Origin of the sequence: Exiguobacterium sp. s157, from assembly GCF_018618205.1 — a bacterium.
Taxonomy (GTDB): domain Bacteria; phylum Bacillota; class Bacilli; order Exiguobacteriales; family Exiguobacteriaceae; genus Exiguobacterium; species Exiguobacterium chiriqhucha.
In genome coordinates, this window is record NZ_JACSLQ010000004.1 from 1 (window position 1) to 23980 (window position 23980).

Genomic DNA, 23980 nt, shown 5'->3' on the forward strand with positions numbered 1-23980 from the left:
ATGGTCGAAAGATAGGCCCGCTTACCGTTCCCGTAAAATATGTAGGTGATATCGGTGAGAAGCACCTTATAGGGCGTGCCCTGTTTGAATTCGCGTTTGAGGTGATTCGGCACCACCCGGTGCTCGGCCGTCGCCTTAATGAGCCGTTTGTATGGTTTCGCCTTGCGGATTGGACACACGATGTTGTATTTCCGCATGATACGTCGGATGCACTTCAGGTTCATCGTCACACCGAAATGGCCAGATAGCACCATCTTGATCTGCCTAGCACCCTTCTTGCGCTTCTTGAAGTGGAACGCCTTCAGAACAAGGTCACGAAGAGCCATGTCTCTCGATTCGTGCTCCTGTCTGATCTGTCTCCTCCGTTCCGAGAAATAGGCGTGGTATCCCTGACGTGACACCCCGGCCACCTGACAGAGATGGCTGACCATCCCCTTCATTTTATGCTTGATGATGACACCTTGAATCAGCTCATACTTTTGCGATGCGCTTAGTCCAGCTTTCCTCTCCCTTCCGCCAGGCGGATCTCCTTTAATAGTTCGACCTCTGCTTTCAACAGCTTGTTTTCGGCCTCGAGCTTCGCGTACCTTTCTTCTGTCGACAGCTCTCTATCTCTCCAACGTCCTGAATTACTTGATCGTGTATCGCGCAGCCCCATTACACCATCTTTTCGGTAAGCCCTTGTCCAGCGGTTTTTACAAGAATTCATACGCCGTTCACCGAGAACCTCCACATCGAACCCACATCCCCGGAAGATTTCCACAGGGAACTTTCCTTCCAACGTCTGTGCTATAAAGAGTTCCTTGAACTCATCGGTATACGTGATCCCTTTCGGGCTCACAGATTTAACGTAAGGATTTGCGGCTAGCGCATCTATTTCTTTTGACGTAAATATCTTCTTCGACACTCGAATTCACTCCCAATATGATTTAGTCCAGTGTACACAAAAAACCTGAGCAATAGACTTTTTTAAGTGTCTACTACTCAGGGTACAGTTTACCGGGGGACTTCCTCCTGCTTTATGTGATTTGATTATGACCGCGCCAACTGAATCATGCGCCGGATGAGTGTTATGCCTGGAATACACACCATCAGTGTCGTCGCCACGACGACCGACCAAGCCAAGGTGCTTTCGAGGGTGAGCGCCCGTTCCGTCAGCCCGCCGAGGACGCTTCCACCTTGGACGGTCAAGACGATCATGAGTGCCGGCCAAACGCTGGCCCCGAGGATACTGAGCATCCCGTAGCGCGTCCGTAGCAGCCGACGTGACATCAAAAACAGATTGAGCCCCATAAACAACAGTCCGATGAAAAGAAACCAACCGATTTCAACCAGATTGACGTATCCGCTCATGCACGTGTCACCTCACTCGTGTGATACCTACTTGTTACCCGTCTTCCCGCACAAATATGCGAACGAACAAGTCATGCAACAAGACGAGGAAGACGGCGTTCCCGATGCCGTGGGCCACATCGAACGGTAGACTGAGCACGAGCAGTTTGACGAAGTCGGCCCCGATGACCTCCGCGAACGAAAGATTGGCCGTCCAGCCGAAGAGAAAACCGGCCCCCAGACCTACGAAAGCTAGGAGCCACCGCGAGTGACGAAGCAGTGGTTTAAGTAAAATGACGACGAGTACGACGAGAAGCCATCCTAAAAATTGAAACAAGACGAACGGACCGAGTCCGAGCAACAGTCCCGATAAAATCGGGACGAACAACGCCAGCATCGCGGCGCTCGTGAACCCGAAATACAAGGCCGTCAACATGAGCAACGCCGTCGACGGTTGCACGTTCGGGATGGCCACGAATAACCAGCGCCCGATGACGGCAAGCGCGAGAATCTGTGTCAGAACGGCAATCGGGATGTCCGTCCGCTCAAATCTTGACATGATCCCCGCCGCAATGATTAGGATGAGGACGTATGTGACCATAGCGCACTCCGTTTCCTATACTCGGCTAAATCGCCATCGAAAACAATCGTACCGTTCGACAGGCAAAGGATGCGGTCTGCCGCCTGAATCAGTTGCTCATCATGCGTCGCACACAAAACATGTGCTGTCATGGCTTTCTCGGTTAACGCTCGTTCAAACTGAGAGCGCTCTTGCTCGGTCAAGCCCACGCTTGGCTCATCCAACAAGAACAGCGAAGCTTCGGAATCGAAGACGGCCTGCAGTTGAGCGACGCGACGATTCGCCGCATGCGGGAACGGGCCGTACTCTTGCTCGGCCGGTAAATAAACCGGCCGCTCGGCCCATTTAACCTTCCCATACAAGGGACGCACGCTTTTGGCAATCAATTCGAGCAACGTCGATTTCCCGCTCCCGTTCGTTCCGATACAGATGGTCAGTCCTGCCTGCTTCGCCTCGTATGACACATGCTCGACCGCATAGGAAGCCTGCAACGGATGGCGATAGGACACGTCCGTCACGACAAGTTGGGGCTGATTCATGGTCGGATTGACGTGAAACGGGTCGGATGGGGTATGTTCGCGCGCCCTGTCCGTGTATGCAATCCGAACGCCGAGCCCGGTCAACCTGCTGAGCAACATCGTCAAATGCTCGACCCGAAACCGATCCAAATGTCGAAACGGCTCGATTAAGACGATCGCCTCGGATGAATCGGCCAGGGCGTGAGCGATTCGGACGAGTTGCCGTTCCCCACTTGAGCACTCGTCGAATCGCTTATGAAATAGATGATCGATTTGAAGAATGGCAACCAGTTCGGCTCCTCGCAGGGCGTCACTCCCAGAAATGAGTGTTGCGACTTTCCCAGCAAGCGGAGTGTCGAGGCGAACGACTCGCGCTTGTTCTTCCCTCACCCACTCCTCGAATTCATCATGTCCGTCTGCCAAGGATAACCAACGCATCGCGCACCCCTCCCTTCGTCAAATATGGATACAGAAGCCAAACAACCGGTGTGACCATAGCCGCAGTCGCCCCGAAACTAGCGAGGACGAGGCATTGGCCCCAGTCATGTCGTTCGAAGCGTCTCATCCGATTCGTCACATATACCGGCTCGAGGCGTTGGCTGTCGATACCGACGACGACGGCCTCTTGCCAGTCACGTCGCGGATGACTGGCCAACGATAAACGGACCGCCCGTTCCATCGTCGGGACGAGCGCCCAACCGCCGTATAGCAACCTTGTCGAACGGGGCCATTTGTTCAAGAACGGCAATAAGCGCTCGAGGCGCATGAATCGATTGACCCAAATCATACCGAACAAAAAAGTCGCGAGTGGAATCAATTGATTTGTGACACCACCGAGCGAAATCCGCCACCCGAGAACGAACGGGGCAAGTGAAATCAATAAGAACGCGAGGATAACACCGAGCATCGCCAGTGGAAACCGTCGTTCCATGAGTAACAAACCGAACAGACCGAGGAGGAGCCAAATCGAGTCATTCAAGTATGTCAACACGTACAAATGGACGAGTAAGAAGAAAAGGAGCGTGACCGGATGTCTGCGCTCCCAATCTGCCTCATTCGAAGAAAGAAATCGCATCTTCTTCGAACCGCCATTGAATGATGTCGGTCGATTCGACTTTTTTGGCTCCGGCGCCTTCATCGCCCGGGCTACCATTGAAGGCGTAAACCCAGCCTGAGGATTGTCCGGCCGACTTCTCTTCAATCCCGTCAACGGCCGTGACATAAGTCATGTCTCCGTCGCCGACCGATTCAATGTCAAGCTCGGTCGCTTCAAGGGCATCGAGTACCGTCGCCCCTTCTTCTAAGCAGACACTCTTCTCATTGAACAGCGTCTCTTCGGTCGCCGCATTGTAAACAGAAATCGTCGGCTCGACATCACAAGCCGCTTCCTCGGTCGATGTCGTATCTCCTCCGCATGCGGTCAAAAGCGGGACAAGTAAACTCATCAGAAGCAATTTTTTCATAAATCAGTCAAATCCTCTCGTTGATGGATAGAGTAGTTGTATAGAATCGTGTATTTCTCACCCGTCGTCCGCCCTTGCTGGCTCAATCCCGACAATTGAATGCTGTTGGCGAGCACCGGCTCGCGTTGCAACCAGAACTTGACGAGGCGATTATCCCGATTGATCATGAGCATCGACTCATTCTCGAACGTGTACATGTCGTACAGCCCATCGAATGAGAACTGGAGGAACGGGGCATCGACTTGTGTCGTGAATTCAGACCAGGCCGGTTTCCGGATCGCGTCGAGCATATGTTCAAAGTCGACGAGTTTCTCGAAGAACGCACTTCCCGAGTCCTTATTCAATTCATCGACTTGACGATACGTCAGCTCGCCCGATTCGTCGTAGTTGATTCGAATCTGTTGATACGAATTTGCGCGTTCGACCATGAGCAAATATTCGAGCGAACGGAGTTCACCGTCCTCGCTGAAAATCATTTTGCTTCGGTCGAGTTTGATGGACTCACTGTTGATTCGGCGCAGAATGTTGTCCGTCATCTCGTCAAACGTCTCGTCTTGAATCGACACCGTTCCAATCTGTTGTGACTCGGCCCGGAATTCGGATTGATCAAAGAGTGGGACGAACAAGAGGACGATGAAGAAAAAGAATCCGACGAGCGCCCCGTACCATTTATAGCGGCTATTGCGTTTCGGGAAGAATAAGAACGACATCAGGAATCCGATTGGAATATGAAAGCCACCAATCGGGAATGAAACGATCCCGAGCAATGAGAAAAATAAAAATTTGATAAGAAAGTTTGGTTCCGGTTCTTTCAGTTGATTTAAGCGTAAACCTAGCAACGTACTGATGACGAAAAAGCCTAGCCATACGTATAGTTGTACTGTCACGTTAATCCCCCACTGTAAACTCGAAGAAGTCAGTCGCTACATGGCTGTCTGGAAACACGGTGCGCACTTCATCCACAAACGCCTCGTCTCGACCTTGATAGCGGGCCGAGATATGCGTGACAATCAAACGGCCAACTTGCGCCGTTTTTGCGAGCGTTGCCGCCTCAACTGTCGTCGAGTGGCCGTATTGACGGGCGAGTTTCGCCTCTGCTTGCATGAACGTCGCTTCATGAACGAGCACGTCGACGCCAGTGGCGAGGATGGCTGCGTTCGGACAAGGGACCGTATCGCCTAGAATCGCCACGACCGGTCCGGGAACCGCGTCAGTGACGTATTCTTTAGAGGCGTACGTTTTCCCTTCAAACTCGAACGTGTCAGACTGCTTGATCGTCCGATAAATCGGTCCGCTCGGGATGCCGAGCGCCTTCACTTTTTCGACGAGCAATGCGCCCGGTCGTTCCGGCGCTTCGATGCGGAATCCATAAGACGGAAAGCGATGTTCAAGCCGTCTGACCGTGACGATGTGCCCGTCCTGTTCGAACGTATCGCCGTCCTCGTACTCGACAATCGTCAAATCATAGCCGAGATAAGAACCGGTTACTTTCATCGTCAACTCGAGCCATTTCTTGATGCCTTTCGGTCCATACAAGGTGAGGGGGCTCGATCCGTCGAGCGCCGAGCGCGTCGACAGAAACCCGGGCAGACCGAAGACGTGATCCCCGTGAAGGTGTGTCACCCAGACGGCTGAGACTTTGCGCGGCTTGACTTTCGTATGCAACATTTGGTGCTGGGTCGCCTCGCCACAATCGATAAGCCACGTCTGTTTCGCAAGCGTAAGTGCCAACCCCGAGACGTTCCGTTGTTTCGACGGCATACCGGAGCCAGTTCCTAAAAATTGTAACTTCATAAATAATATTGTCCTTTCTTGTCGTCCATTCCATGCTATACTGTAGGCAATCGTTGAAAAAGGATGTGATCCGTGATGAAGAAAGTTGAACATTCCGACTCGATCTATCAACAGATCCGGGAACGGGCGACTTCAATGAATCGCAAACACCAACAAGAATTAGGCACCTCAATCCTCATTCACGACATAGCGATGGAACTTCACTGTTCAGACGAACTCGTTTTAGAATCGTTGGAGTTCGCCGCATAATAGCTCGAACACATAGGAAGAGCCGACATCACGTCGGCTCTTTTTCATTTCGTTTTAGGTGTCGCGACGAGCTCGACAATTTGAACGACATATTCAACCAACTTGTACAGTTCGACGAGTGGCATACGCTCGTTCGTCGTATGAATTTCTTCATATCCGACAGCAAGGTTGACGGTCGGAATCCCACCGCCGGCAATCACGTTGGCGTCAGAACCGCCGCCCGAATGCAAGATTCGAATTGGACGGCCAATCGCTGTCGCGGCTGCTTTCGCCACTTCGACGACTTCGTCCCCTTCTTCGAACTTAAAGCCTGGGTACATGATGTCGATGTCGACTTCCGCACGTCCGCCATGTTCTTCAGCTGCGTCAAGATACGCTTGTTTCATCGCTTCGGCTTGTGCTTCCATCTTTTCATGAATCAATGAACGCGCCTCGGCGAGGACTTCGACGTAGTCGCAGACGATGTTCGTGGCACGGCCGCCTTCGAAGCGTCCGATGTTTGCCGTCGTCTCATCATCGATGCGACCTAACTTCATCTTCGCGATTGCTTTCGCCGCGATTTGAATCGCCGATACACCTTTTTCCGGGGCTACACCGGCATGAGCCGTCTTGCCATAGATTTTGGCGTTCACTTTCGCCTGAGTCGGTGCTGCGACGATAATGTCGCCGACCGGGCCATCCGAATCGAGCGCGAATCCAAACTTCGCATCAATTTTCGAAAGATCGAGCACTTTTGCCCCGACGAGCCCAGATTCTTCTCCGACTGTGATCACGAACTGGATTTGACCGTGTGGAATCGCTTGTTCCGTCAACACGCGAACGAGTTCGATCATCGCCGTCAATCCGGTTTTATCATCCGCCCCGAGGATGGTCGTCCCATCCGTCACGACGTAACCGTCTTGAATACTCGTCTTGATCCCTTTACCAGGTGTGACCGTATCCATATGCGCCGTGAAATAGATCGGGTCGACGCCTTGTTTCGTCGCCGGTAGCATAATAATCAAGTTGTTACCTGAATGAGCCGTTTTCGTCGACGCATCGTCTTCATAGACGTCGCATCCGAGCTCTGTGAAGACCGCCTTTAAATGCTCACAGATGACTGCTTCTTCTTTCGTCTCTGAGTCGATCCCGACCAGTTGTAAAAATGTGTCAAGCACTCGTTTCTCGTTTACCATGAAAACATCCCTCCATCCAAACATTTCTAGGTTATTATAACAAACTCGTGCCGTTTGCACGAACCTTTTCCATTCTGTACAATGAGGACAAACACATTTGGAGGAACGTCATGAGTAAGAAACAGAAAAAGCGTCAACGCATCATTCAAATCGGTGTCGTCGTCATCGTATCCATCTTTTTATTGAGCACGTTTTTGTCCGGGGTGGCCATGTTCCTGTAACAGCAGGATATACCGCTCTTTTAAAATCAAGTAGCTCTTCACGTCCGACAAAATATTTAATAACGATGAACGTACCTCAAATTCCTCACGCGACGTGGGGAGGGGTACGTTTTTTCGATAATGCTCAATCGTCTCTTCGAGCTCCCGTAGGAACGTCGAAGCGTCGGCCCGTTGGTTGACGTTGTCGCCGACGCGCCGAAGGAACGTCGCGACCGGTTTGGCCTCATTGACGACCATCGTGATCTCCCGTGAGTTCTCGGCGATGCGCTTCAAGATGTCATATTGCCGCTCCCGCATTCGGAAGTACAGGTAATCCATGTCCTCGTTCCGCTTCCCAATCGAGTTCCCCATGCGACGGAGCGCGAGGTCTTTCCCTTGTTTCAAATAATCCCGCGTCTTCAAGAGCATCATCGAATGGTCGTTATAGACGCCCGTCTCGACACAGGCGGCCACATCATAAAAGTGAACGGCGAGGGCCCGGTCGATATTGTCTTTGATGCGCTCGATCTCTTTATCAAGTGTCGGCATATACATGTTGACGACGAGTCCGACCCCGACGCCGATGGCGATCAATAACAGCTCGTTCACGAACAAATCGAGCGAGAACTGCCCTTCCGTATATAGATGGGTCAAGATGACGACACTCGTGATCATGCCGTCCTGCAGTTTGAGCTGTTGAACGAGCGGGATGAACATGACAAAATAAAGTGTGAGCGTCGCCGGTGAATAACCGAGCAAGGTGAACATCAATGCCCCCATGCCGATTGCAATCAGGCTGGCCATGACCCGCTCATAGGAAGCCCGAAACGACTTTTTCCGTGTCTCCTGAATACTGAGGATGGCGATGATGGCTGCGAAGACGTAGTAATCGAGATGAATCGTCTCGGAGATGAGCATGGCGATCCCGGCTGCCGCCGCAGTCTTGAGCGTGCGTGATCCGATTTTCATAAATATCTCCTCCTCTCTCACAAAATTGTTCACTAGTTTGTTCCGTTTGGCAATCCATATGTTTGGAAGTGATCGTATTGAAAAGAAAAAAACGTGGCGTGATTCCCACGCTGCTCACGCTCGCCCTCGCCGTTTTAGGTTTCCTTTGGCTCCAAGACCGTCCGAGCGGCTCGTATACCGTTCAGACCTATGACAGCGGGGACGTCTCGACCCGATCATTTGAGTCACTCGACGAGGCGCGGGACTATATGGAACGTGGGGGCAACCGGGCCCTGCTCGATGCGTCAGGCGACGTCATCGACTTCATAGGTACCGGTATCGCCGTCACCCCGACCGACCGAATCACGAACTTGTATCAAGACGCCGAGTTTAAGAAACGGCAGTCGTATGTCGCCGGCGGGACCCGCCTCCGTCTCGTGCAGACGGCCGACAAGCATTTGTTGGTGAACATTTCCGGCGCCGACGTCTACGTGAAGCCGGCCGACATGACGCTTTATCCGGACGCCGTCGTCGAGCGTCGCGGCTTCTATCAGATGCGGGACGGACAAGTGTTCCATACCGTCGAGGCGAACGGCAACTTGGCCGGGACGTTCCTCGTCGGACCGGCGCCGCAACAGTCGTCCGACCGCTATTATACGGAGGACGTGCGCGACGTGTTCGATTCGCCATACCAGTTCGCCTCGATCGCGTCGAAGGCACCGTATTCGGCTCGCGAGCTCGACGCCTTCCTCGGCTCACTCGACGACAGCCCGCTCGCTGGTAAAGGCGACGCCTTCAAAGATGCCGAGGCAGAGTTCGGCATCAACGCCTTGTTCCTCATGGCCGTCGCCGGACACGAGTCCGGATTCGGTACGTCAGCCATCGCCCGGGAAAAGAATAACTTGTTCGGCTTCCAGGCGACCGACAACGACCCGAGCGGAAATGCGGCCTCCTATCCGTCTGTCGAGGCGAGCATCGATGCGGCGGCTCGTTTATTCGCCGAAAAGTACGTGACGGGCGCCTATGACCGAGGACCGTTCCCTGGCAATAAACAAGAAGGCGTCAACGTCAATTACGCCTCGGACCCGTATTGGGGCGAGAAAGTCGCCGGGACGATGTATCGCATCGACCGTGAACTCGGATTGACCTATTTAGAGCAGTTGAAGTGATGGCCCAACGGCCGTCACTTTTTTTGCAGGAATCCCCCCTTCGCTGAGCGAATACATAAACTGAACGACCATTCATTCCAAAGGGGGATTTGTATGAAAACGATTTGGATCACAGGTGGCTCATCGGGGATGGGCAAGGCGATGGCGCTAAAATTCAAGACCGAGGGCTGGAACGTCGCCATCAGCGGCCGCAACGAGGAGCGGCTACAAGAAGCGATGGGCGAACTGGAGACCATCGGGGCCGGAGCGGCGATAGCCGTGCAACACGATGTGCGTGACTATGAGGGGTGTGCCGTTGCGCTCGATCAAATCATTGAACGGTTCGGTCCAGTGCACGCGCTCGTTAACAACGCGGCCGGTAATTTCGTCTGCCCGACGCTCGACTTGACGCCGAACGGATGGACGAGCGTCATCGACATCGTCTTGAACGGGACGTTCAACTGCACCCACGTGCTCGGCAAGCATTGGGAACGGGAGCAACTGCGTGACGGCTCCATCATCAACATGGTCGCGTCGTATGCCTGGCAAGCGGGCGCCGGTGTCGCACCGAGCGCGGCCGCCAAGGCCGGTGTGCTCAATTTGACGCGAACGCTCGCCGTCGAATGGGGATATCAGTTCGGGGCGCGTGTGAACGCGATTAGCCCGGGGCCAATCGAGCGGACAGGTGGAGCCGACAAACTAGCCGTCCACGTCAAAGAAGTCGAGCGCATCCGCCGCAATGTGCCGCTCGGACGGTTCGGGACACCGGAAGAGATTGCCGACCTCGCCTTTTGGATGGCGTCGGACGAGATGCGCTATTTGAACGGGGAATGCATTTCCCTCGACGGTGGCCATTGGCTAAATAAACATCCGTTCTAACCAAAAAACGGCCGAGGGATTCCTCGGCCGTTTCATATGTCTTGCCCTGTCCATTCCGCTTCGAACCGGTCCAAAAAAGTAACCATGAACGCGTGGCGGTCCCGGGCGATTCGTCTCGCCCGTTCCGTATGCATTTGATTCGCGAGCCGGAGCAACTTCTCCTCGAAATGAGCGATCGCGCTTTTCGAGTCACCCTCGCCGTGGAGGCTATTGCCACGTGCGCCGGCAAATTGGAACGTCCGGGCGATGCCGATTGCCCCAATCGCGTCGAGCCGGTCGGCGTCTTGCAGCATCGCGCTCTCACGTGACGACGGGGACCGTCCTTTTGAAAAGGACGACTCGTCAATCATCGTCAGGACGTGAGCCCGTTGTTCGGGGTCGATCGGTAACGTGTCAAGGTGACGTGCGACGAGACCTTTATCACGTCCAAGCTTCTCATCCTCGACATCATGCAAGAGCGCCGCGAGCGTCAAAGCGAGACCGTCGACCGCTTCGCCTTCCGCGAGATGCGTCGTCAAACGGCGCACGCGGTCGAGATGGGCCATATCATGGCCGGTATGGTCTCCGGCATGCAGCTTCGCCACGTACCGTTCGGTCTCGAGCACCGCTGGATGCATCATCAAATCTCAATCGTCGTGTTCGGCTCAATCAAGAGACCACGTTGGTGCAATTGATCGCAGAACGCCCGTGCGTCTTGTTTGATGGGCGGGAACGTATCAAAATGGATTGGGACGACTCGTTTCGCTTGGAGCCAGTGCGCCGCATCGAGTGCGTCGACCGGTCCCATCGTGAAGTTATCCCCGATCGGGATGAAGGCGACGTCAATCTCGAAGCGTTCGCCGTACAGTTTCATATCCGAAAATAGCGCCGTGTCCCCGGCGTGGTACACCGTGAGTGCGTTCGTCTCGATGATGAACCCGCCCGGCATTCCCATATAGACCGGGACGTCGCCCATGTCGAGACTCGAGCTATGGAACGCCTGCGTCATCGTGACGCGGCCGAACGCGAACGAATGGCCGCCCCCGATGTTCATGCCGTGGACCGAAAAACCCTTCTTCTCATAATATGTCGCCAGCTCGTGTGTCGCGACGATCGTTGCGCCCGTCTGTTTCGCAATCAATTCGACGTCTTCGATATGGTCAAAATGGGCGTGGGTGAGCAAGATATAGTCCGCTTTGACACTCGCCGGGTCGACGTCCGTATGCGGATTGCTCGTCAGGAACGGATCGATTAAGACGGATGTCCCGTCGATATCGAGTTGCACGGTCGCGTGGCCATAGTAGGTGATCTTCATAGAAATCCTCCCTTTCTGGTGTCAGATGGATCGTTTCAGTTATAAGACTTTTTCTAAGAAGCGTTTTGCGCGGTCGGTTTGCGGGTTGAGAAGCAAGTCGGCCGGTTTGCCTTCCTCCATCAAGATGCCTTCGTCGAGGAAGAGGACACGGTCCGCCACTTCACGGGCAAAGCCCATCTCGTGCGTGACGACGACCATCGTCATCCCAGACTCGGCGAGCCCTTTCATGACATCGAGCACTTCGTTGACCATCTCTGGGTCGAGCGCTGACGTCGGCTCATCGAACAACATGACGTTCGGCTCCATGGCGAGCGCCCGGGCGATCGCGACACGTTGTTTTTGTCCACCCGACAGTTGACTCGGATAGGCGTCGATTTTCTCGGACAATCCGACCCGTTCGAGGAGCTTTTTCGCCCGTTCAATCGCCTCGGCCTTGCTCACTTTCAAGACGTTGATCGGCGCGTATATCAAATTGTCGAGCACGCTCATATGCGGGAACAAGTTGAACTGTTGAAACACCATCCCGATATTTTGGCGTGCTTTCGAGACGTTCGCCCCTTTTTTCGTGAGCTCATAGCCGGCGACGCTGACCGTTCCAGACGTCGGCACCTCGAGCATGTTCAAGCAACGGAGGAACGTCGATTTCCCCGAACCGGACGGACCGATGACGGCGACGACCTCCCCTTTCTCAATCGATGTCGTAATGCCTTTGAGGACCTCGAGGTCACCAAATTGTTTGTATAAATCGTTTACTTGTATCATCTGCCATCACTCTTTCTAAGCCGTTTTTCTAGACGTTGACCAAGATACGTCAACACCATCACTATTGTAAAGTATATCACACCGGCAAACAGGAGCGGTTCAAAGTAGATCGCCTTTTGCCCACCGACGATTTGCGCCCGGCGCATGATGTCGAGCACACCGACCGTCGAGACGAGCGCCGATTCTTTCGTGAGCGTGATCATCTCGTTGACGAGGGCCGGCAAGATGTTTTTGAACGCCTGCGGCAAGATGATTGATCGCAGTTGTTTGACGTACGGGACGCCAAGGGCATCCGACGCTTCCCACTGGCCTTTATCGACCGCTTGAATCCCGGCCCGAATGATTTCCGAGATATACGCCGCCGAGTTCAGTGAGAAGGCGATGACGGCCGATTGGTATGGCGTCGTGATATATCCGGTCAACTGCGGCAATCCGAAGTGGATGATCGCGAGTTGCAAGATGAGCGGGGTTCCGCGGAACACGGCCGTATAGGCGTGCCCGATGAAGTTGACGAGACGGTTTGGGACGATTTTGAATGTGGCGACGACGACGCCAAGCGTAATCCCGAACAAGGCCGAGACGAGCACGACTTGGAACATGACGGGAATCCCTTCGAGAATATACGGGATAGAATCATAAATCCGACTAAAATCCATTGTGAGTTCCTCCTAAAAAAGGCTGACTGATGCTTTCAGTCAGCCTTCTACAATCTTTATTCAGCTGGTGCAGCTTCTTGTTCGAACCATTTTTGAGCCAACTTCTCGATTTCTCCTGAATCGATCATCTTGTTCAACTCTTCATTGAACTGATCACGGAGCTCGTCGTCCTTACGGAAGGCAGCGGCTGAACCGGCCTCTTCCTCGTCGACGATTTCAAACGTCGTGAGTTCGCTGTCTTGATCGAGATATTTCTTCGCGACCGTGTCCTCGATGACCATCGCATCGATGCGGCCGGTCTTGATTTCTTGAATAATCTCTGGAATCTTGTTCAAGGCGACGATTTCAGCACCCGGGATTTGCTCTTTGGCAATCCCTTCTTGAATCGATCCGAGTTGGACCCCGACTTGTTTCCCGTCCAAGTCCTCAAGCGACTGGATGGCATCCCCTTTTGACAAAATCAAGTTCTTCGCCGTGAAGTAGATGTCTGAGAAATCGGCGTTCTCTTTCCGTTCTTCTGTCGGTGTCATACCCGCCATGACGAAATCGACACGACCGGCGTTGAGCGCCCCGAGCAGGCTCCCGAAGTCCATGTCTTCAATTTTCAATTCGTAGCCCATGTTCTCGGCCACTTGCTTGGCGATATCGATATCGAATCCGACAATCTCATCCCCGTTCGCCGTATCGACGAATTCATATGGGAAGTAGTCCGCACTCGTCCCCATGACGATGACTTTGTCATCTTCAGCGGTCGATGTCGAACCTCCTTCGTTCACGTCTGCCCCACAGGCTACAGTAAAAGCGGCTAGGCTTGCGATACATAATGCTAGAAAACCTTTTTTCATGTTCATCGTCCCTTTCTTCAATAGGATGAAATTATCAGAACTTTAACAAAATTATGACATATATGTGAATGTTGCTCAACTGTTCTCTGACTCATCATATGTCCGACTTGTTCTTCAACCACTATATACACATAATTATTACTTGTAAAGTATATTCATGCATAAAATCTAAAAAAATACGGTCACATTCGCTCGTAAGCAAAATAAGTGACCGTACCATTGTCCCGAGAGCCGTAGGGCTGCACTCGTTTGACCGAAGCGATGGGAATGGCGCTATACACGTGGGGATAGCGTTCCCCGTCCTCGTCAAACTCATAGTGGAGCAGGCTGCCGAGACGTCCGACATGGAACGAGACGAGCACGACTCGCTCCCCATGATAATGTCGACGCACGAATTTCCCGATCTGTTGCGGGGTGCAACAACGAATGTACCCTTCCGTTTGGAGGGTCGGCTCGTTGATCTCGCCGCGCGACAAAGCAATCGTATATTCGGCCTCGCTCATGATTTTGACGACTGGTTCCATCTCATCGATCCCTTCTTAAGGAAAAGCGCAAAGGCAATGCCTCTGCGCTCACTTCTTAGGCGTAGTAAATATCGAACAACGTCTGTAACTGCTCGACGAGCTCTTCGGCCGTTGATGACTCGATTGTGCTCCGTTCGACCATCGTGACGATATTGCCGTCTTCTAACAGCGCGATCGATGGTGACGACGGGGCGTAACCTTCGAAGTATTCACGGGCGCGGTCAGTCGCTTCACGGTCTTGACCCGCGAACACAGTCACGAACTGGTCCGGTTTGACGCCTTCCATCTTATTCACGTACGCTGCTGCCGGACGAGCGATGCCACCGGCACAGCCACATACCGAGTTGACGAGCACGAGCGTTTTGCCTTCTTTCGTTAACGCCGCGTCGACTTCTTCCGGTGTGGTGAGTTCTGTGTAACCTGCAGAGCGTACCTCATTGCGAGCTTGTTCGACTACATCTTGAAAGTATAATTGAAAATCCATATTGTTTCCCCTTTCGACTTGCGTCTGTTCTTTCTTATTTTACGTCTAGTGGATCGGTTAGGACAAGTCTATCGCTCAATTGTCCTTCGAGGAACGGTGTCGCGTTCAACAGCGTCTTGAAGGCCACATAGCGGGCCCGCGCTTCAGCGGTCGCTTCCCGGTTCGTCAAATAGGCCCGGATGAGGATGTTCTTCGGCGTGTGCTCCATATCGATGAACTCGAGGAGTTGCGCCTCATAGCCGACGAGTCCAAGTAATTCGGCCCGAATCGAATCGGTGGCGAGCGCCGCGAACCGTTCTTTGATGAGTCCATGCTGCAACATGACGTCAAGGCTCGGTGCCTCAAGTTGACGGTTCAATTCTTTTTGACAACACGGCACGCTCAAGATGACTTTCGCCCCCCAACGCACGGCCCGAGCGAGCGCCATATCCGTTGCGACGTCGCACGCATGAAGTGTGACGACCATATCGACCGCCGTCTCCCCTTCGAACTCATTGATGTCACCGACGAGGAACTCGAGACGTTCATACCCAAGGTCGCGCGCAATCCCGGCACATTCCTCGATGACTTCTTTCTTCAAATCGAGCCCGGTGATATGGACGTCATAGCCTTTCATCTCATGCAAGAAGTGATAGAGGGCGAACGTCAAATACGACTTCCCGGAGCCGAAATCGAGAATCCGGATGGTCCGGTCGGTCGGTAAATGTTTGATCGAGTCTTCGATAAATTCGAGGAAGCGGTTGATTTGCTTGAACTTGTCATACTTTTGGCGTTTCACTTTCCCATCCTCGGACTGGACGCCGAGTCGGATGAGGAACGGTACCGGCTCATCGAGCGGCAACAGGTACTGCTTCTCGCGGTTATGACTCAGCTTCACTTGTTTGACGGCCGTCTCGCGCTCCTTGAACGTCACTTTGAACTTTTTAGACAGTTGAAAGTGGAACTCGGACGCCTTCAACTGGAACTGTCCTTGGCGGAACGTCTCGAGCAATTCATCGAGTTCGATGACCGCCTCGTCCGGTGTGAGATTTTTATGTTTCATTACCCGTTCAAATTGGTATTCGAATTGTATATGGTACTCGCCTTTCAACAGGACCGGCTTCAATTTGACCCGGCGTAAATCGTTCGACTTTTGACGCGGTTGACTGATTGTCGCTGTGACGAGCTCGTTCTGGCGAATCACATCAGCCAGCCGTTCGGTTAATGCTGTATATTCCACTGCGTTCATCCTTTTTTCAATAGTTTCGAAACTTTTGTTCACGTGTATTCGTACATACTATTACACGAACACGTGCAAACGTCAAAGGAGGATCATTGTATGTTCAAAAAGTTATTATCATCGATTGGAATCGGCGCCGCGACGGTGGATACGCGACTCGAAGAGAGTGCCTGTGTGCCAGGCGGGACACTGAATGGTGTCGTCCATATCAAGGGCGGCAGCACCGAGCAATCGGTCGGCCGGATTTACATCTTCTTCAACACGCTCTATAAGCATGAGGTGAACGACAAGACGACGTATTCGACGTTCACGATCGAGAAGATTTTGTTGAACGAAGCGCCGTTCATGATCGATCCCGAAGAAGTGAAGGAAATCCCGTTCACGATTGACGTGCCGTTCAACACGCCGATTTCGGTCAGCCAATCGAAATCGTGGATCGAGACCGGTCTCGATATCGCCCAGGCCGTCGACCCGAAAGACGAGGACTCGATTCTCGTCAAACCGAACCAGGCCCAGCAGGTCGTCCTCGACGTGCTCGACGACATCGGCTTCCGCTTGAAGAAGGCCGATACGGAGATGCTTCCGGCCCGCCATCGTTCCGGCCGTCTCCCGATTGCCCAAGAGCTCGAATACTCGCCGAACGGGACGAGCTACGGACGTAAACTCGATGAGCTCGAAGTCGTCATGCTCCAAACAGAATCGTCGTTAGATTTATTGATTCAAGTCGACAAGAGCGTCCGCAATCTCGGCAGCCTGTTCGCCGACTTGACCGGGACCGACGAATCGACACACCGCCTCAGCTACACGAACGCCGAGCTCACTTCGCCCGAACGAATTCGCCGCGATATCGAAGCGTTGATTGAACGTTCCATCTGAACCATGTTGCCACGGACAATTCCGTGGCTTTTTTATTTTCCATATGAAAAATCCTGCCCTCGGTCGAAGGCAGGACGTGAATCAATAGAGCGTATACGTGTCCGGGTCGATGGACTCGAGCGACTGTTTGATCGCCTGCAAGAACTGACCGGCGACGAGACCGTCGAGGACACGGTGGTCGACCGACATGCACAAGTTGACCATGTCACGCGCCGCGAACATCCCGTTCACCCAAACTGGGCGCTTCACGATCGACTCGACCGACAAGATCGCCGCTTGCGGGTAATTCAGAATCGGTGCCGACTGAATCGAACCGAACGCACCCGTATTGTTGATCGTGAACGTGCCGCCGCGCATCTCGTCCGCTTTCAAGCGGTTGCCGCGGGCACGGGCCGCGACGTCTTGAAGTGCGACGGCAAGACCTTTGATGTTCTTCTCGTCCGCGTGCTTGATGACCGGGACGTAGAGGGCGTCGTTCGCCGCGACGGCGACCGATAGATGGATGTCTTGATGGACTTTGATGTGATCGCCCGCCCATTCCGAGTTCATCATCGGATGTTTTTTGAGCGCCTCGATCGCCGCTTTCATAAAGAACGGCATAAACGTCAGTTTGACACCTTCCCGTTTGAAGAACTCGTCTTTCAACTTGGCCCGAGCCGTGACGAGGTTTGTCACATCGACCTCGATCATGAGCCACGCATGCGGGGCCTCATGTTTCGAGCGGACCATGTTGTTGGCAATCGCTTGACGGACACCTGCCGTCGGAATGAATTCGACTCGGTCCGACGACCCGTCGGTTGCCGGCACAGATGGTGACACGGAAGGTGCCGCGGCCGACTCAGGTACGTCGAGCTTCGTTTTTGTCATCGTCTCTTGAAGCGGCACTTGCGTCGCCGCTTCCGGCTTGACCGGACGGCCTTCCGATAAGTAGCGGAGGACATCTTTGCGCGTGATGCGACCACCGAGGCCACTGCCGTCGAGTTCGTTCAAGTCGATCGCGTTCTCATTGGCGAGTCGGATGACGGCCGGCGAGAAACGACCGTTATTCTGTTTTCGTGGCGCGGCCGACGCTACAGTGACCGCTTGCTTCGTCTCGACCGGGGCCGCTTCGACTTGTGCCGGTTCTGCTACCACTTCTGCTTTCGCTGGCGCCGAATCGGCACCTTCGACTTCCATGACGAGGACCGGTGTGCCGACGGCGACCGTGTCGCCTTCACTGATTAAAATCTGTTTCACGACACCGGCACTCGTCGCCGGAATCTCAGCGGTTACTTTATCGGTCATGACCTCGGCGAGCGGCTCATACTCCTCGACGCGGTCACCTGGTTTGACGAGAAACGTTGTGATCGTCCCCTCAGTGACACTTTCCCCGAGCTGTGGCATTTTAATTGTCTGTTCCATATGACCCCTCCTTAAAAGGCGGCGAGCTGACGTGCCCGCTCCGCGATTTTTTCAGGGGATACGATGAAGAACTTCTCCATCGGTGGTGCATACGGCATCGACGGAACGTCCGGTCCCGCCAGACGCTCGATCGGCGCATCGAGTTCGAACAGCGCTTTCTCCGCGATGATGGCCGCGACTTCCCCGATGATGCTGCCTTCCTTATTGTCCTCGGTGACGAGGAGCACTTTCCCGGTCTTCTTGACGGCTTCGACGATCCCTTCTTGGTCGAGCGGATAGATCGTGCGCAAATCGAGGATGTGCGTGCTGATGCCTTCGGCTTCGAGCGTTTTCGCCGCTTCCTGGGCCATGTGGACGCACAGACCGTACGTGATGATTGTGATGTCGTCCCCTTCCCGCTTGACGGCGGCCTTGCCGATTTCGACCGTATAGTCGTCGGTCGGAAGGTCGGCTTTCAAGAGGCGGTACGCCCGTTTATGTTCGAAGAAGAGGACCGGGTCGTTCGAGCGGATGGCTGCCTTGAGCAACCCTTTCGCATCGACCGGGTCAGATGGGATGACGACTTTGAGTCCAGGCGTCGAGTTGAACATCGCCTCGACCGATTGGGAGTGATAGAGTGCGCCATGAATCCCGCCGCCGAACGGTGCACGGATGACCATCGGGCACGTCCAATCGTTATTTGAACGGTAGCGGATTTTTGCCGCTTCGGAGACGATTTGGTTGACCGCTGGCATGATGAAGTCGGCGAATTGCATTTCGGCGATCGGACGCATGCCATACATGGCCGCCCCAATCCCGACACCTGCGATCGCGCTCTCGGCGAGCGGCGCATCGATGACGCGGTCCTCGCCGTACTTCTCAATCAAGCCTTGCGTCGCGCGGAACACACCGCCTCGGACGCCGACATCTTCCCCGAGCACGAAGACGTTCTCATCGCGTTCCATTTCTTCATGGATCGCTTCATTGATCGCTTCAATAAACGTTTTCATCACATTTCCCCCTCGTACACATGGTCCATCGTCGATTCAGGAGACGCATACGGTGCCTTATCGGCGTAAGCAGTCGCCTCATTGACTTCACGATCGACGTTCGCCTCGATCTCTGCGAGTTCTTCCTCGGTCATGACGCCATCTTCAATCAAACGCTTCCGGAACAATTGATTCCCGTCACGATACTTAAGGTCGGCCAACTCTTCGACCGAGCGATACGCTTTGTCATCGTCATCCGACGAGTGCGGTACGAGACGTTCGACTTCGGCTTCGATGAGCGTCGGGCCTTCGCCGCGAAGGGCGCGGGCGCGGGCTTCTTTCACGGCGACATAAACGGCAATCGGATCTGTCCCATCGACCGTGACGCCTGGCATCCCGTAACCTTTGGCGCGGTCCGATACGCGCTCGCAAGCGAGTTGCTTCGAGAGCGGTACCGAGATGGCGTATTTGTTGTTCTCACAGAACAAAATCACAGGCAACTTATGCACGCCCGCGAAGTTCGCACCTTCGTGGAAGTCACCTTGGTTCGACGAGCCTTCTCCGAACGAGACGAACGTGACGAGCTCTTCTTTTTTCAGTTTGGCGGCGAGCGCCACACCGACCGCATGCGGCACTTGTGTCGTCACCGGAGACGAGCCCGTCACGATGCGATGCTGTTTCGAACCGAAATGGCCCGGCATTTGACGGCCGCCTGAGTTTGGGTCTTCCGCCTTGGCGAACGCCGACAACATTAAATCGCGAGCCGTCTGTCCGAAGTGGAGGACAACGGCGACATCGCGGTAATACGGAAGAATATAGTCCGTCCCTTTTTCGAGCGCGAACGCCGCCCCGACTTGGGCCGCCTCTTGTCCTTGACACGAGACGACGAACGGGATTTTTCCGGCACGGTTCAATTTCCACATGCGCTCATCGATTTTACGGGCACGGACCATCGTCTCGTACATCGCACCGAGGTCTTGTTTCGTCAATCCTAATTCCTCATATGAATTCACAGTCATCTGTTCCATTCTGTTTCCTCCTTAGGCGTGAATCGGTAATCCGTCAACGGCCAGTGCCGCTTCTTGGAACGCTTCGCTCAGCGCCGGGTGAGGATGGACGAGTTGGCCCATTTCCCATGCCGTGGCGTTCAAGACGAGAGCGAGTCCGCCTTCTGTGATTAATTCCGTCGCTTTCGGCCCGACGATGTGTACACCGAGCAGGTCGTCCGTCGTCTTGTCCGACACGAGTTTGACGAATCCATCCGCTTGCCCTTCGATACGGGCCTTGCCGAGGCCGTTGAAACGATACGTGCCCGTTTTGACTTCATGCCCGGCTGCTTTGGCACCTTCTTCGGTCATGCCGACCGATGCGACTTCCGGGACCCCATAGACACAACGCGGGATCAAGGCGTAGTCGAGCGGAGTCGGCTCGTGACCGAGAATCGTCTCGACCGCCTTCACACCTTCCGCCGAGGCGACATGGGCGAGTTGAAGTTTGCCGATGCAGTCTCCGATGGCGAAGATGTGACGTTCTTTCGTCCGATACTGTTCATCGACTTGGATGACACCGTTCTCGACGACAATCGATGTGTTCTGTAAGCCGAGATGTTCCGTATTGGCGACCCGTCCGACCGAGACGAGTACACACTCGACCGAGATCGTCTCTTCGCCGACCGCGAGCGAGACGGCATCGGTTGCTACTTCTGTACGCTCCGGGTCGACGGTGACGTTCTTCAACACACGGACGCCCCGTTTTTTCAGGAGTCGCTCGACTTCCCGTGACACCGCCTTGTCTTCGAGCGGCAACAGACGCTCCCCGACTTCAATCAGCGTGACCGCGACATCAAGGTCGATGAGCATCGAGGCCCATTCGACACCGATGACCCCACCGCCGACGATGGCGATGGATTCTGGCAACTGTTCGAACTGGAGCAGGTCGTCCGAGTTCAAGATGCGTGTATGGTCAAACGGCAGCCCTGGCAGTTCGCGCGGAATCGACCCTGTCGCGATGATGAGCTGGTTCGGCAAGATGAGCTCGGACTCACCGGATTCGTCTTCAACCGCGACCGTTCCCGGCTGCGGCGAGAAGATGCTCGGTCCCAAAATCGATGCCTTTCCGCGAAACACCTCGATTTTACCTTGCTTCATCAAGTGCTCAATACCTTTTTCTAGTCCCGCGACCAAGTCGCGTTTGAACGACTGGGCCCGCTCCATGTTGAACGAAACGGATCCCGTCTCAACACCGTACGTGCTCCCGTGTTTTGCCGTCTGATAGACGTGGGCCGCTTTCAACAACGCCTTCGTCGGGATGCAGCCTTTATGTAGACATGTCCCGCCGAGTTTCTCGGCCTCCACGATTGCGACAGTTTTCCCGGCTTGGGCCGCCTTGATGGCTGCGACATATCCGCCAGGACCGCCGCCGATGACGACGATCTCATATTCTCGTGCCATGTGTATCCCCCTCATATTCTCGAACTGCTTCTTCATGTCGGATGGCCCGGAGTGCGCCTTCGGCGAGTGCCTTCAGCTCATCTTCGCCCGGATAGATGTGAACCGGCGCCAAATAGCCGACGCGCGCACTGATTTGCTCGGTCAGCCAAGTCGAATAGGCGATGCCACCCGTCAACAGAATCGCGTCGACGTCGCCGCGAAGCGTGGCGCCATGTTTGGCGATTTCCTGGGCGACGCGGTATGCCATCGTCTCGTAAAGAAGAGCGGCCTGTTCATCGCCATCTGCCATGCGCTGTTCGATCTCGATCGCGTCGAACGTTCCGAGGTGGGCAAAAAGCCCGCCTCGTCCGACGATTTTCTGTTTCATTTCCGACTCTTTATACCTGGTACTATAACATAGTTCTACTACCTGTCCAACAGGAATCGAGCCTGCCCGTTCCGGTGCGAGCGGCCCGTCGCCGTCGAGTCCGTTGTTCACATCGATGACTGCCCCTTTGGCGTGGGCACCGACTGTGATACCTCCTCCGAGGTGGGCGATAATCAAGTTAAGCTGTTTGTAATCGCTTCCATTTTCGGCCGCGAAACGTTTTGCGACCGCCTTTTGATTCAAGGCGTGGAAGATGCTGCGACGATTGATCTCCGGCATTCCCGTCGCACGCGCGAGCGGGCCGAGCTCATCGACGACGACTGGATCGACGATGAAATTCGGTACCTGAAATAATTCACCGAGTTTATAAGCGAGTAGTCCGCCCAAGTTCGAGGCATGCATCCCGAAACGACCGCTCGCCAAATCTTCACGCATGAGCGGGTTGACAGCGTACGTCCCCGATGTCATCGGGGCCAGCAATCCCCCGCGACCGACGATTGCGGACAAGTCCTCGCCCGCAATGCCCGTTTCGGCCAATAAGTCCCGCACTTCACGTTCTCGATGCGGGAGTTGCTCCGGAAGTGACAATCCTGTGACGTCGGCCTCGTGACGGACGGTACGAGATAAAATCTCGTCCGCTCCGTCAAACAAGCCGACCTTCGTCGAAGTCGAACCCGGGTTGATGGCGAGAATGAGCTGTCGTGTCATCTCAGCGCCCACCGAGTAAGCTCTTTTCGACTTTCAAGAACTGGCTGCGCGAACGCGACATCATCTGAATCCGCTCCTCTGCCATCTTCTCGGCGGCGACATGCGTCGGTACCCCGTCGCGCTCGGCAATCTCGAAGACGCGCTGCATGTTGTCATAGATGAGTTCGACTTTCTTCATCGCCCGCTCACGGTTATAGCCTTCGAGCTCGTCGGCCACGTTGATGACACCGCCCGCGTTGATGACGAAGTCCGGCGCATACAGAATGCCGCGCTCCTCGAGCACGTCCCCGTGACGATCCTCAGCGAGCTGGTTATTGGCCGCACCGGCGACGATTTGAGCCTTGAGTAGCGGGATCGTCTTGTCATTGATGATCGCACCGAGCGCACACGGGGCGAAGATGTCACAATCGACCGCATAAATCTCGTCCGGTTTGACGACCGTCGCGCCGAAGTCCGTCTCCGCGCGTTTGAGCGCCTCTTCGTTAATGTCGGTGACGACCAAGTGGGCCCCTTCTTCATGTAAGTGACGGCACAAGTTGTAGGCGACGTTGCCGACCCCTTGGACAGCGACCGTCTTGCCGGCGAGCGAATCCGAACCGAACTTCCATTTCGCTGCCGCCTTCATGCCGCGATACACGCCATACGCCGTCACCGGCGATGGGTTGCCGCTCGATCCGAACGCCGGGCTGACGCCGGTCACGTAATCCGTTTCCATGTGGATGAAGTCCATATCGGCGACCGACGTATTGACGTCCTCGGCCGTGATATAGCGTCCGCTGAGCGATTGCACGTAACGACCGAATGCACGGAACAACGCCTCTGATTTGTCCGTCTTCGCATTGCCGATGATGACGGCCTTCCCGCCACCAAGGTTGAGTCCCGCCGCCGCGTTTTTGTACGTCATCCCTTTTGCGAGACGAAGGACGTCCGTGAGCGCTTCTTCTTCCGACGCATAGTTCCACATCCGCAGCCCCCCGAGAGCCGGCCCGAGTGTCGTGTCATGAATGGCGATAATCGCCTTCAGTCCTGACGCCTGGTCTTGGCAAAAGACGATTTGCTCATAGTCCTCGGCCTGCAAGACGTCGAAAATTCGAAAGCGTGGTTCCATGTTTGTTTCCATCATTGATGATTCCTCCATAA

General features: G+C 54.5%; 29 protein-coding genes. 4 read left to right on the forward strand and 25 right to left on the reverse strand.

Translation table 11 applies throughout. From position 1 onward, the window contains the following. From KNP67_RS08745 to rnz, 9 genes are all read right to left on the reverse strand, one after another. The coding region (locus KNP67_RS08745; RefSeq protein WP_214756501.1) for an IS3 family transposase at window positions 1–326 on the reverse strand (326 nt) is incomplete at its 3' end. A 164-nt stretch (window positions 327–490) separates the two neighbouring features. Further along, complete coding sequence (locus KNP67_RS08750; RefSeq protein WP_029594562.1) at window positions 491–907, reverse strand: HTH domain-containing protein; 417 nt, start codon at window positions 905–907, stop codon at window positions 491–493. A 125-nt stretch (window positions 908–1032) separates the two neighbouring features. After that, window positions 1033–1353, reverse strand: coding sequence for a hypothetical protein (locus KNP67_RS08755; RefSeq protein WP_131471241.1), 321 nt, complete (start codon window positions 1351–1353; stop codon window positions 1033–1035). A 34-nt stretch (window positions 1354–1387) separates the two neighbouring features. Then, a complete protein-coding gene (locus KNP67_RS08760) occupies window positions 1388–1891 on the reverse strand; it encodes a hypothetical protein (RefSeq protein WP_242678912.1) in 504 nt (167 codons plus the stop codon). 17 nt (window positions 1892–1908) lie between these two features. After that, window positions 1909–2868, reverse strand: coding sequence for an ATP-binding cassette domain-containing protein (locus KNP67_RS08765; protein WP_214756502.1), 960 nt, complete (start codon window positions 2866–2868; stop codon window positions 1909–1911). Continuing rightward, a complete protein-coding gene (locus KNP67_RS08770) occupies window positions 2837–3505 on the reverse strand; it encodes a hypothetical protein (protein ID WP_131471244.1) in 669 nt (222 codons plus the stop codon). Before KNP67_RS08770 ends, KNP67_RS08765 begins: the two co-directional genes overlap by 32 nt. Beyond that, window positions 3483–3893 carry a DUF4430 domain-containing protein gene (locus KNP67_RS08775; RefSeq protein ID WP_214756503.1) on the reverse strand — a complete coding sequence of 137 codons (411 nt, stop codon included), beginning with the start codon at window positions 3891–3893 and terminating at the stop codon, window positions 3483–3485. The genes KNP67_RS08770 and KNP67_RS08775 overlap by 23 nt, the downstream gene beginning before the upstream one ends. Then, a complete protein-coding gene (locus KNP67_RS08780) occupies window positions 3890–4780 on the reverse strand; it encodes a hypothetical protein (protein WP_029595291.1) in 891 nt (296 codons plus the stop codon). Before KNP67_RS08780 ends, KNP67_RS08775 begins: the two co-directional genes overlap by 4 nt. A gap of 1 nt (window position 4781) precedes the next feature. Next, complete coding sequence (gene rnz / locus KNP67_RS08785) at window positions 4782–5687, reverse strand: ribonuclease Z (RefSeq protein ID WP_131471245.1); 906 nt, start codon at window positions 5685–5687, stop codon at window positions 4782–4784. A 75-nt stretch (window positions 5688–5762) separates the two neighbouring features. Here rnz and KNP67_RS08790 point away from each other — a divergent pair, with 75 nt between their 5' ends. Beyond that, the gene (locus KNP67_RS08790; protein WP_021067671.1) at window positions 5763–5936 is read left to right on the forward strand and encodes a hypothetical protein; all 174 of its coding nucleotides are present in this window, start codon (window positions 5763–5765) and stop codon (window positions 5934–5936) included. A gap of 44 nt (window positions 5937–5980) precedes the next feature. Here the strand turns inward: KNP67_RS08790 and KNP67_RS08795 are convergent, their stop codons facing one another. Both KNP67_RS08795 and KNP67_RS08800 read right to left on the reverse strand, forming a co-directional pair. Next, on the reverse strand, window positions 5981–7111 hold the full coding sequence (locus tag KNP67_RS08795) for a M20/M25/M40 family metallo-hydrolase (RefSeq protein ID WP_214756504.1): 1131 nt from the start codon (window positions 7109–7111) through the stop codon (window positions 5981–5983). Window positions 7112–7290: 179 nt separating this feature from the next. Then, the gene (locus KNP67_RS08800) at window positions 7291–8280 is read right to left on the reverse strand and encodes an aromatic acid exporter family protein (protein WP_021067673.1); all 990 of its coding nucleotides are present in this window, start codon (window positions 8278–8280) and stop codon (window positions 7291–7293) included. 68 nt (window positions 8281–8348) lie between these two features. Here KNP67_RS08800 and KNP67_RS08805 point away from each other — a divergent pair, with 68 nt between their 5' ends. Then, a complete protein-coding gene (locus KNP67_RS08805; RefSeq protein WP_235045193.1) occupies window positions 8349–9428 on the forward strand; it encodes an N-acetylglucosaminidase in 1080 nt (359 codons plus the stop codon). 93 nt (window positions 9429–9521) lie between these two features. Next, the gene (gene fadH / locus KNP67_RS08810) at window positions 9522–10286 is read left to right on the forward strand and encodes a 2,4-dienoyl-CoA reductase (RefSeq protein ID WP_021067675.1); all 765 of its coding nucleotides are present in this window, start codon (window positions 9522–9524) and stop codon (window positions 10284–10286) included. A gap of 32 nt (window positions 10287–10318) precedes the next feature. Here fadH and KNP67_RS08815 read toward each other — a convergent pair whose 3' ends face one another. The 8 genes from KNP67_RS08815 to KNP67_RS08850 all read right to left on the reverse strand — a co-directional run bounded on the left by KNP67_RS08815 (window position 10319) and on the right by KNP67_RS08850 (window position 16070). Beyond that, window positions 10319–10906, reverse strand: coding sequence for an HD domain-containing protein (locus tag KNP67_RS08815; RefSeq protein ID WP_242678914.1), 588 nt, complete (start codon window positions 10904–10906; stop codon window positions 10319–10321). Then, a complete protein-coding gene (locus KNP67_RS08820) occupies window positions 10906–11580 on the reverse strand; it encodes a metal-dependent hydrolase (RefSeq protein ID WP_131471248.1) in 675 nt (224 codons plus the stop codon). Before KNP67_RS08820 ends, KNP67_RS08815 begins: the two co-directional genes overlap by 1 nt. 39 nt (window positions 11581–11619) lie before the next feature. Further along, complete coding sequence (locus tag KNP67_RS08825; RefSeq protein WP_029595286.1) at window positions 11620–12342, reverse strand: amino acid ABC transporter ATP-binding protein; 723 nt, start codon at window positions 12340–12342, stop codon at window positions 11620–11622. Then, a complete protein-coding gene (locus KNP67_RS08830; RefSeq protein ID WP_021067679.1) occupies window positions 12339–12998 on the reverse strand; it encodes an amino acid ABC transporter permease in 660 nt (219 codons plus the stop codon). The genes KNP67_RS08825 and KNP67_RS08830 overlap by 4 nt, the downstream gene beginning before the upstream one ends. Before the next feature lie 56 nt (window positions 12999–13054). Next, window positions 13055–13843 carry a transporter substrate-binding domain-containing protein gene (locus KNP67_RS08835; RefSeq protein WP_214756505.1) on the reverse strand — a complete coding sequence of 263 codons (789 nt, stop codon included), beginning with the start codon at window positions 13841–13843 and terminating at the stop codon, window positions 13055–13057. Between the two features lie 182 nt (window positions 13844–14025). Continuing rightward, window positions 14026–14367, reverse strand: coding sequence for a DUF952 domain-containing protein (locus tag KNP67_RS08840; protein ID WP_021067681.1), 342 nt, complete (start codon window positions 14365–14367; stop codon window positions 14026–14028). Window positions 14368–14422: 55 nt separating this feature from the next. Next, entirely contained in the window at window positions 14423–14851 is a 429-nt protein-coding gene (locus KNP67_RS08845; RefSeq protein WP_021067682.1) for a BrxA/BrxB family bacilliredoxin, read from the reverse strand. A 34-nt stretch (window positions 14852–14885) separates the two neighbouring features. Beyond that, entirely contained in the window at window positions 14886–16070 is a 1185-nt protein-coding gene (locus KNP67_RS08850; RefSeq protein WP_029595284.1) for a class I SAM-dependent methyltransferase, read from the reverse strand. 99 nt (window positions 16071–16169) lie between these two features. Here KNP67_RS08850 and KNP67_RS08855 point away from each other — a divergent pair, with 99 nt between their 5' ends. Then, window positions 16170–16946: a sporulation protein gene (locus tag KNP67_RS08855; protein WP_131471250.1), complete on the forward strand. Its 777-nt coding sequence runs from the start codon at window positions 16170–16172 to the stop codon at window positions 16944–16946. A gap of 81 nt (window positions 16947–17027) precedes the next feature. Here the strand turns inward: KNP67_RS08855 and KNP67_RS08860 are convergent, their stop codons facing one another. The 6 genes from KNP67_RS08860 to KNP67_RS08885 are packed head-to-tail and all read right to left on the reverse strand — an operon-like array spanning window position 17028 to window position 23963. Then, window positions 17028–18347: a dihydrolipoamide acetyltransferase family protein gene (locus KNP67_RS08860; RefSeq protein ID WP_029595282.1), complete on the reverse strand. Its 1320-nt coding sequence runs from the start codon at window positions 18345–18347 to the stop codon at window positions 17028–17030. Between the two features lie 11 nt (window positions 18348–18358). Then, on the reverse strand, window positions 18359–19336 hold the full coding sequence (locus tag KNP67_RS08865) for an alpha-ketoacid dehydrogenase subunit beta (protein WP_029595281.1): 978 nt from the start codon (window positions 19334–19336) through the stop codon (window positions 18359–18361). Beyond that, complete coding sequence (locus KNP67_RS08870; protein WP_131471327.1) at window positions 19336–20334, reverse strand: thiamine pyrophosphate-dependent dehydrogenase E1 component subunit alpha; 999 nt, start codon at window positions 20332–20334, stop codon at window positions 19336–19338. The genes KNP67_RS08865 and KNP67_RS08870 overlap by 1 nt, the downstream gene beginning before the upstream one ends. A 21-nt stretch (window positions 20335–20355) precedes the next feature. Beyond that, window positions 20356–21765, reverse strand: coding sequence for a dihydrolipoyl dehydrogenase (gene lpdA, locus KNP67_RS08875; protein ID WP_029595279.1), 1410 nt, complete (start codon window positions 21763–21765; stop codon window positions 20356–20358). After that, window positions 21749–22840 (reverse strand): butyrate kinase, encoded by a 1092-nt coding sequence (gene buk / locus KNP67_RS08880; RefSeq protein ID WP_029595278.1) that lies wholly within the window; start codon window positions 22838–22840, stop codon window positions 21749–21751. The genes lpdA and buk overlap by 17 nt, the downstream gene beginning before the upstream one ends. Window position 22841: 1 nt before the next feature. Continuing rightward, the gene (locus KNP67_RS08885; protein ID WP_021067690.1) at window positions 22842–23963 is read right to left on the reverse strand and encodes a Glu/Leu/Phe/Val family dehydrogenase; all 1122 of its coding nucleotides are present in this window, start codon (window positions 23961–23963) and stop codon (window positions 22842–22844) included. Window positions 23964–23980 lie beyond the last annotated feature (17 nt).

Bases quoted from the DNA above. Each gene is read 5' to 3' on its own strand.
- KNP67_RS08755 (WP_131471241.1), bottom strand. From the start codon at position 1,353: ATGAGCGGATACGTCAATCTGGTTGAAATCGGTTGGTTTCTTTTCATC.
- KNP67_RS08760 (WP_242678912.1), bottom strand. From the start codon at position 1,891: ATGTCAAGATTTGAGCGGACGGACATCCCGATTGCCGTTCTGACACAG.
- KNP67_RS08765 (WP_214756502.1), bottom strand. From the start codon at position 2,868: ATGCGTTGGTTATCCTTGGCAGACGGACATGATGAATTCGAGGAGTGG.
- KNP67_RS08770 (WP_131471244.1), bottom strand. From the start codon at position 3,505: ATGCGATTTCTTTCTTCGAATGAGGCAGATTGGGAGCGCAGACATCCG.
- KNP67_RS08775 (WP_214756503.1), bottom strand. From the start codon at position 3,893: ATGAAAAAATTGCTTCTGATGAGTTTACTTGTCCCGCTTTTGACCGCA.
- rnz (WP_131471245.1), bottom strand. From the start codon at position 5,687: ATGAAGTTACAATTTTTAGGAACTGGCTCCGGTATGCCGTCGAAACAA.
- KNP67_RS08790 (WP_021067671.1), top strand. From the start codon at position 5,763: ATGAAGAAAGTTGAACATTCCGACTCGATCTATCAACAGATCCGGGAA.
- KNP67_RS08795 (WP_214756504.1), bottom strand. From the start codon at position 7,111: ATGGTAAACGAGAAACGAGTGCTTGACACATTTTTACAACTGGTCGGG.
- KNP67_RS08800 (WP_021067673.1), bottom strand. From the start codon at position 8,280: ATGAAAATCGGATCACGCACGCTCAAGACTGCGGCGGCAGCCGGGATC.
- fadH (WP_021067675.1), top strand. From the start codon at position 9,522: ATGAAAACGATTTGGATCACAGGTGGCTCATCGGGGATGGGCAAGGCG.
- KNP67_RS08815 (WP_242678914.1), bottom strand. From the start codon at position 10,906: ATGATGCATCCAGCGGTGCTCGAGACCGAACGGTACGTGGCGAAGCTG.
- KNP67_RS08820 (WP_131471248.1), bottom strand. From the start codon at position 11,580: ATGAAGATCACCTACTATGGCCACGCGACCGTGCAACTCGATATCGAC.
- KNP67_RS08825 (WP_029595286.1), bottom strand. From the start codon at position 12,342: ATGATACAAGTAAACGATTTATACAAACAATTTGGTGACCTCGAGGTC.
- KNP67_RS08830 (WP_021067679.1), bottom strand. From the start codon at position 12,998: ATGGATTTTAGTCGGATTTATGATTCTATCCCGTATATTCTCGAAGGG.
- KNP67_RS08835 (WP_214756505.1), bottom strand. From the start codon at position 13,843: ATGAAAAAAGGTTTTCTAGCATTATGTATCGCAAGCCTAGCCGCTTTT.
- KNP67_RS08840 (WP_021067681.1), bottom strand. From the start codon at position 14,367: ATGGAACCAGTCGTCAAAATCATGAGCGAGGCCGAATATACGATTGCT.
- KNP67_RS08845 (WP_021067682.1), bottom strand. From the start codon at position 14,851: ATGGATTTTCAATTATACTTTCAAGATGTAGTCGAACAAGCTCGCAAT.
- KNP67_RS08855 (WP_131471250.1), top strand. From the start codon at position 16,170: ATGTTCAAAAAGTTATTATCATCGATTGGAATCGGCGCCGCGACGGTG.
- KNP67_RS08860 (WP_029595282.1), bottom strand. From the start codon at position 18,347: ATGGAACAGACAATTAAAATGCCACAGCTCGGGGAAAGTGTCACTGAG.
- KNP67_RS08865 (WP_029595281.1), bottom strand. From the start codon at position 19,336: ATGAAAACGTTTATTGAAGCGATCAATGAAGCGATCCATGAAGAAATG.
- KNP67_RS08870 (WP_131471327.1), bottom strand. From the start codon at position 20,334: ATGACTGTGAATTCATATGAGGAATTAGGATTGACGAAACAAGACCTC.
- lpdA (WP_029595279.1), bottom strand. From the start codon at position 21,765: ATGGCACGAGAATATGAGATCGTCGTCATCGGCGGCGGTCCTGGCGGA.
- buk (WP_029595278.1), bottom strand. From the start codon at position 22,840: ATGACACGACAGCTCATTCTCGCCATCAACCCGGGTTCGACTTCGACG.
- KNP67_RS08885 (WP_021067690.1), bottom strand. From the start codon at position 23,963: ATGATGGAAACAAACATGGAACCACGCTTTCGAATTTTCGACGTCTTG.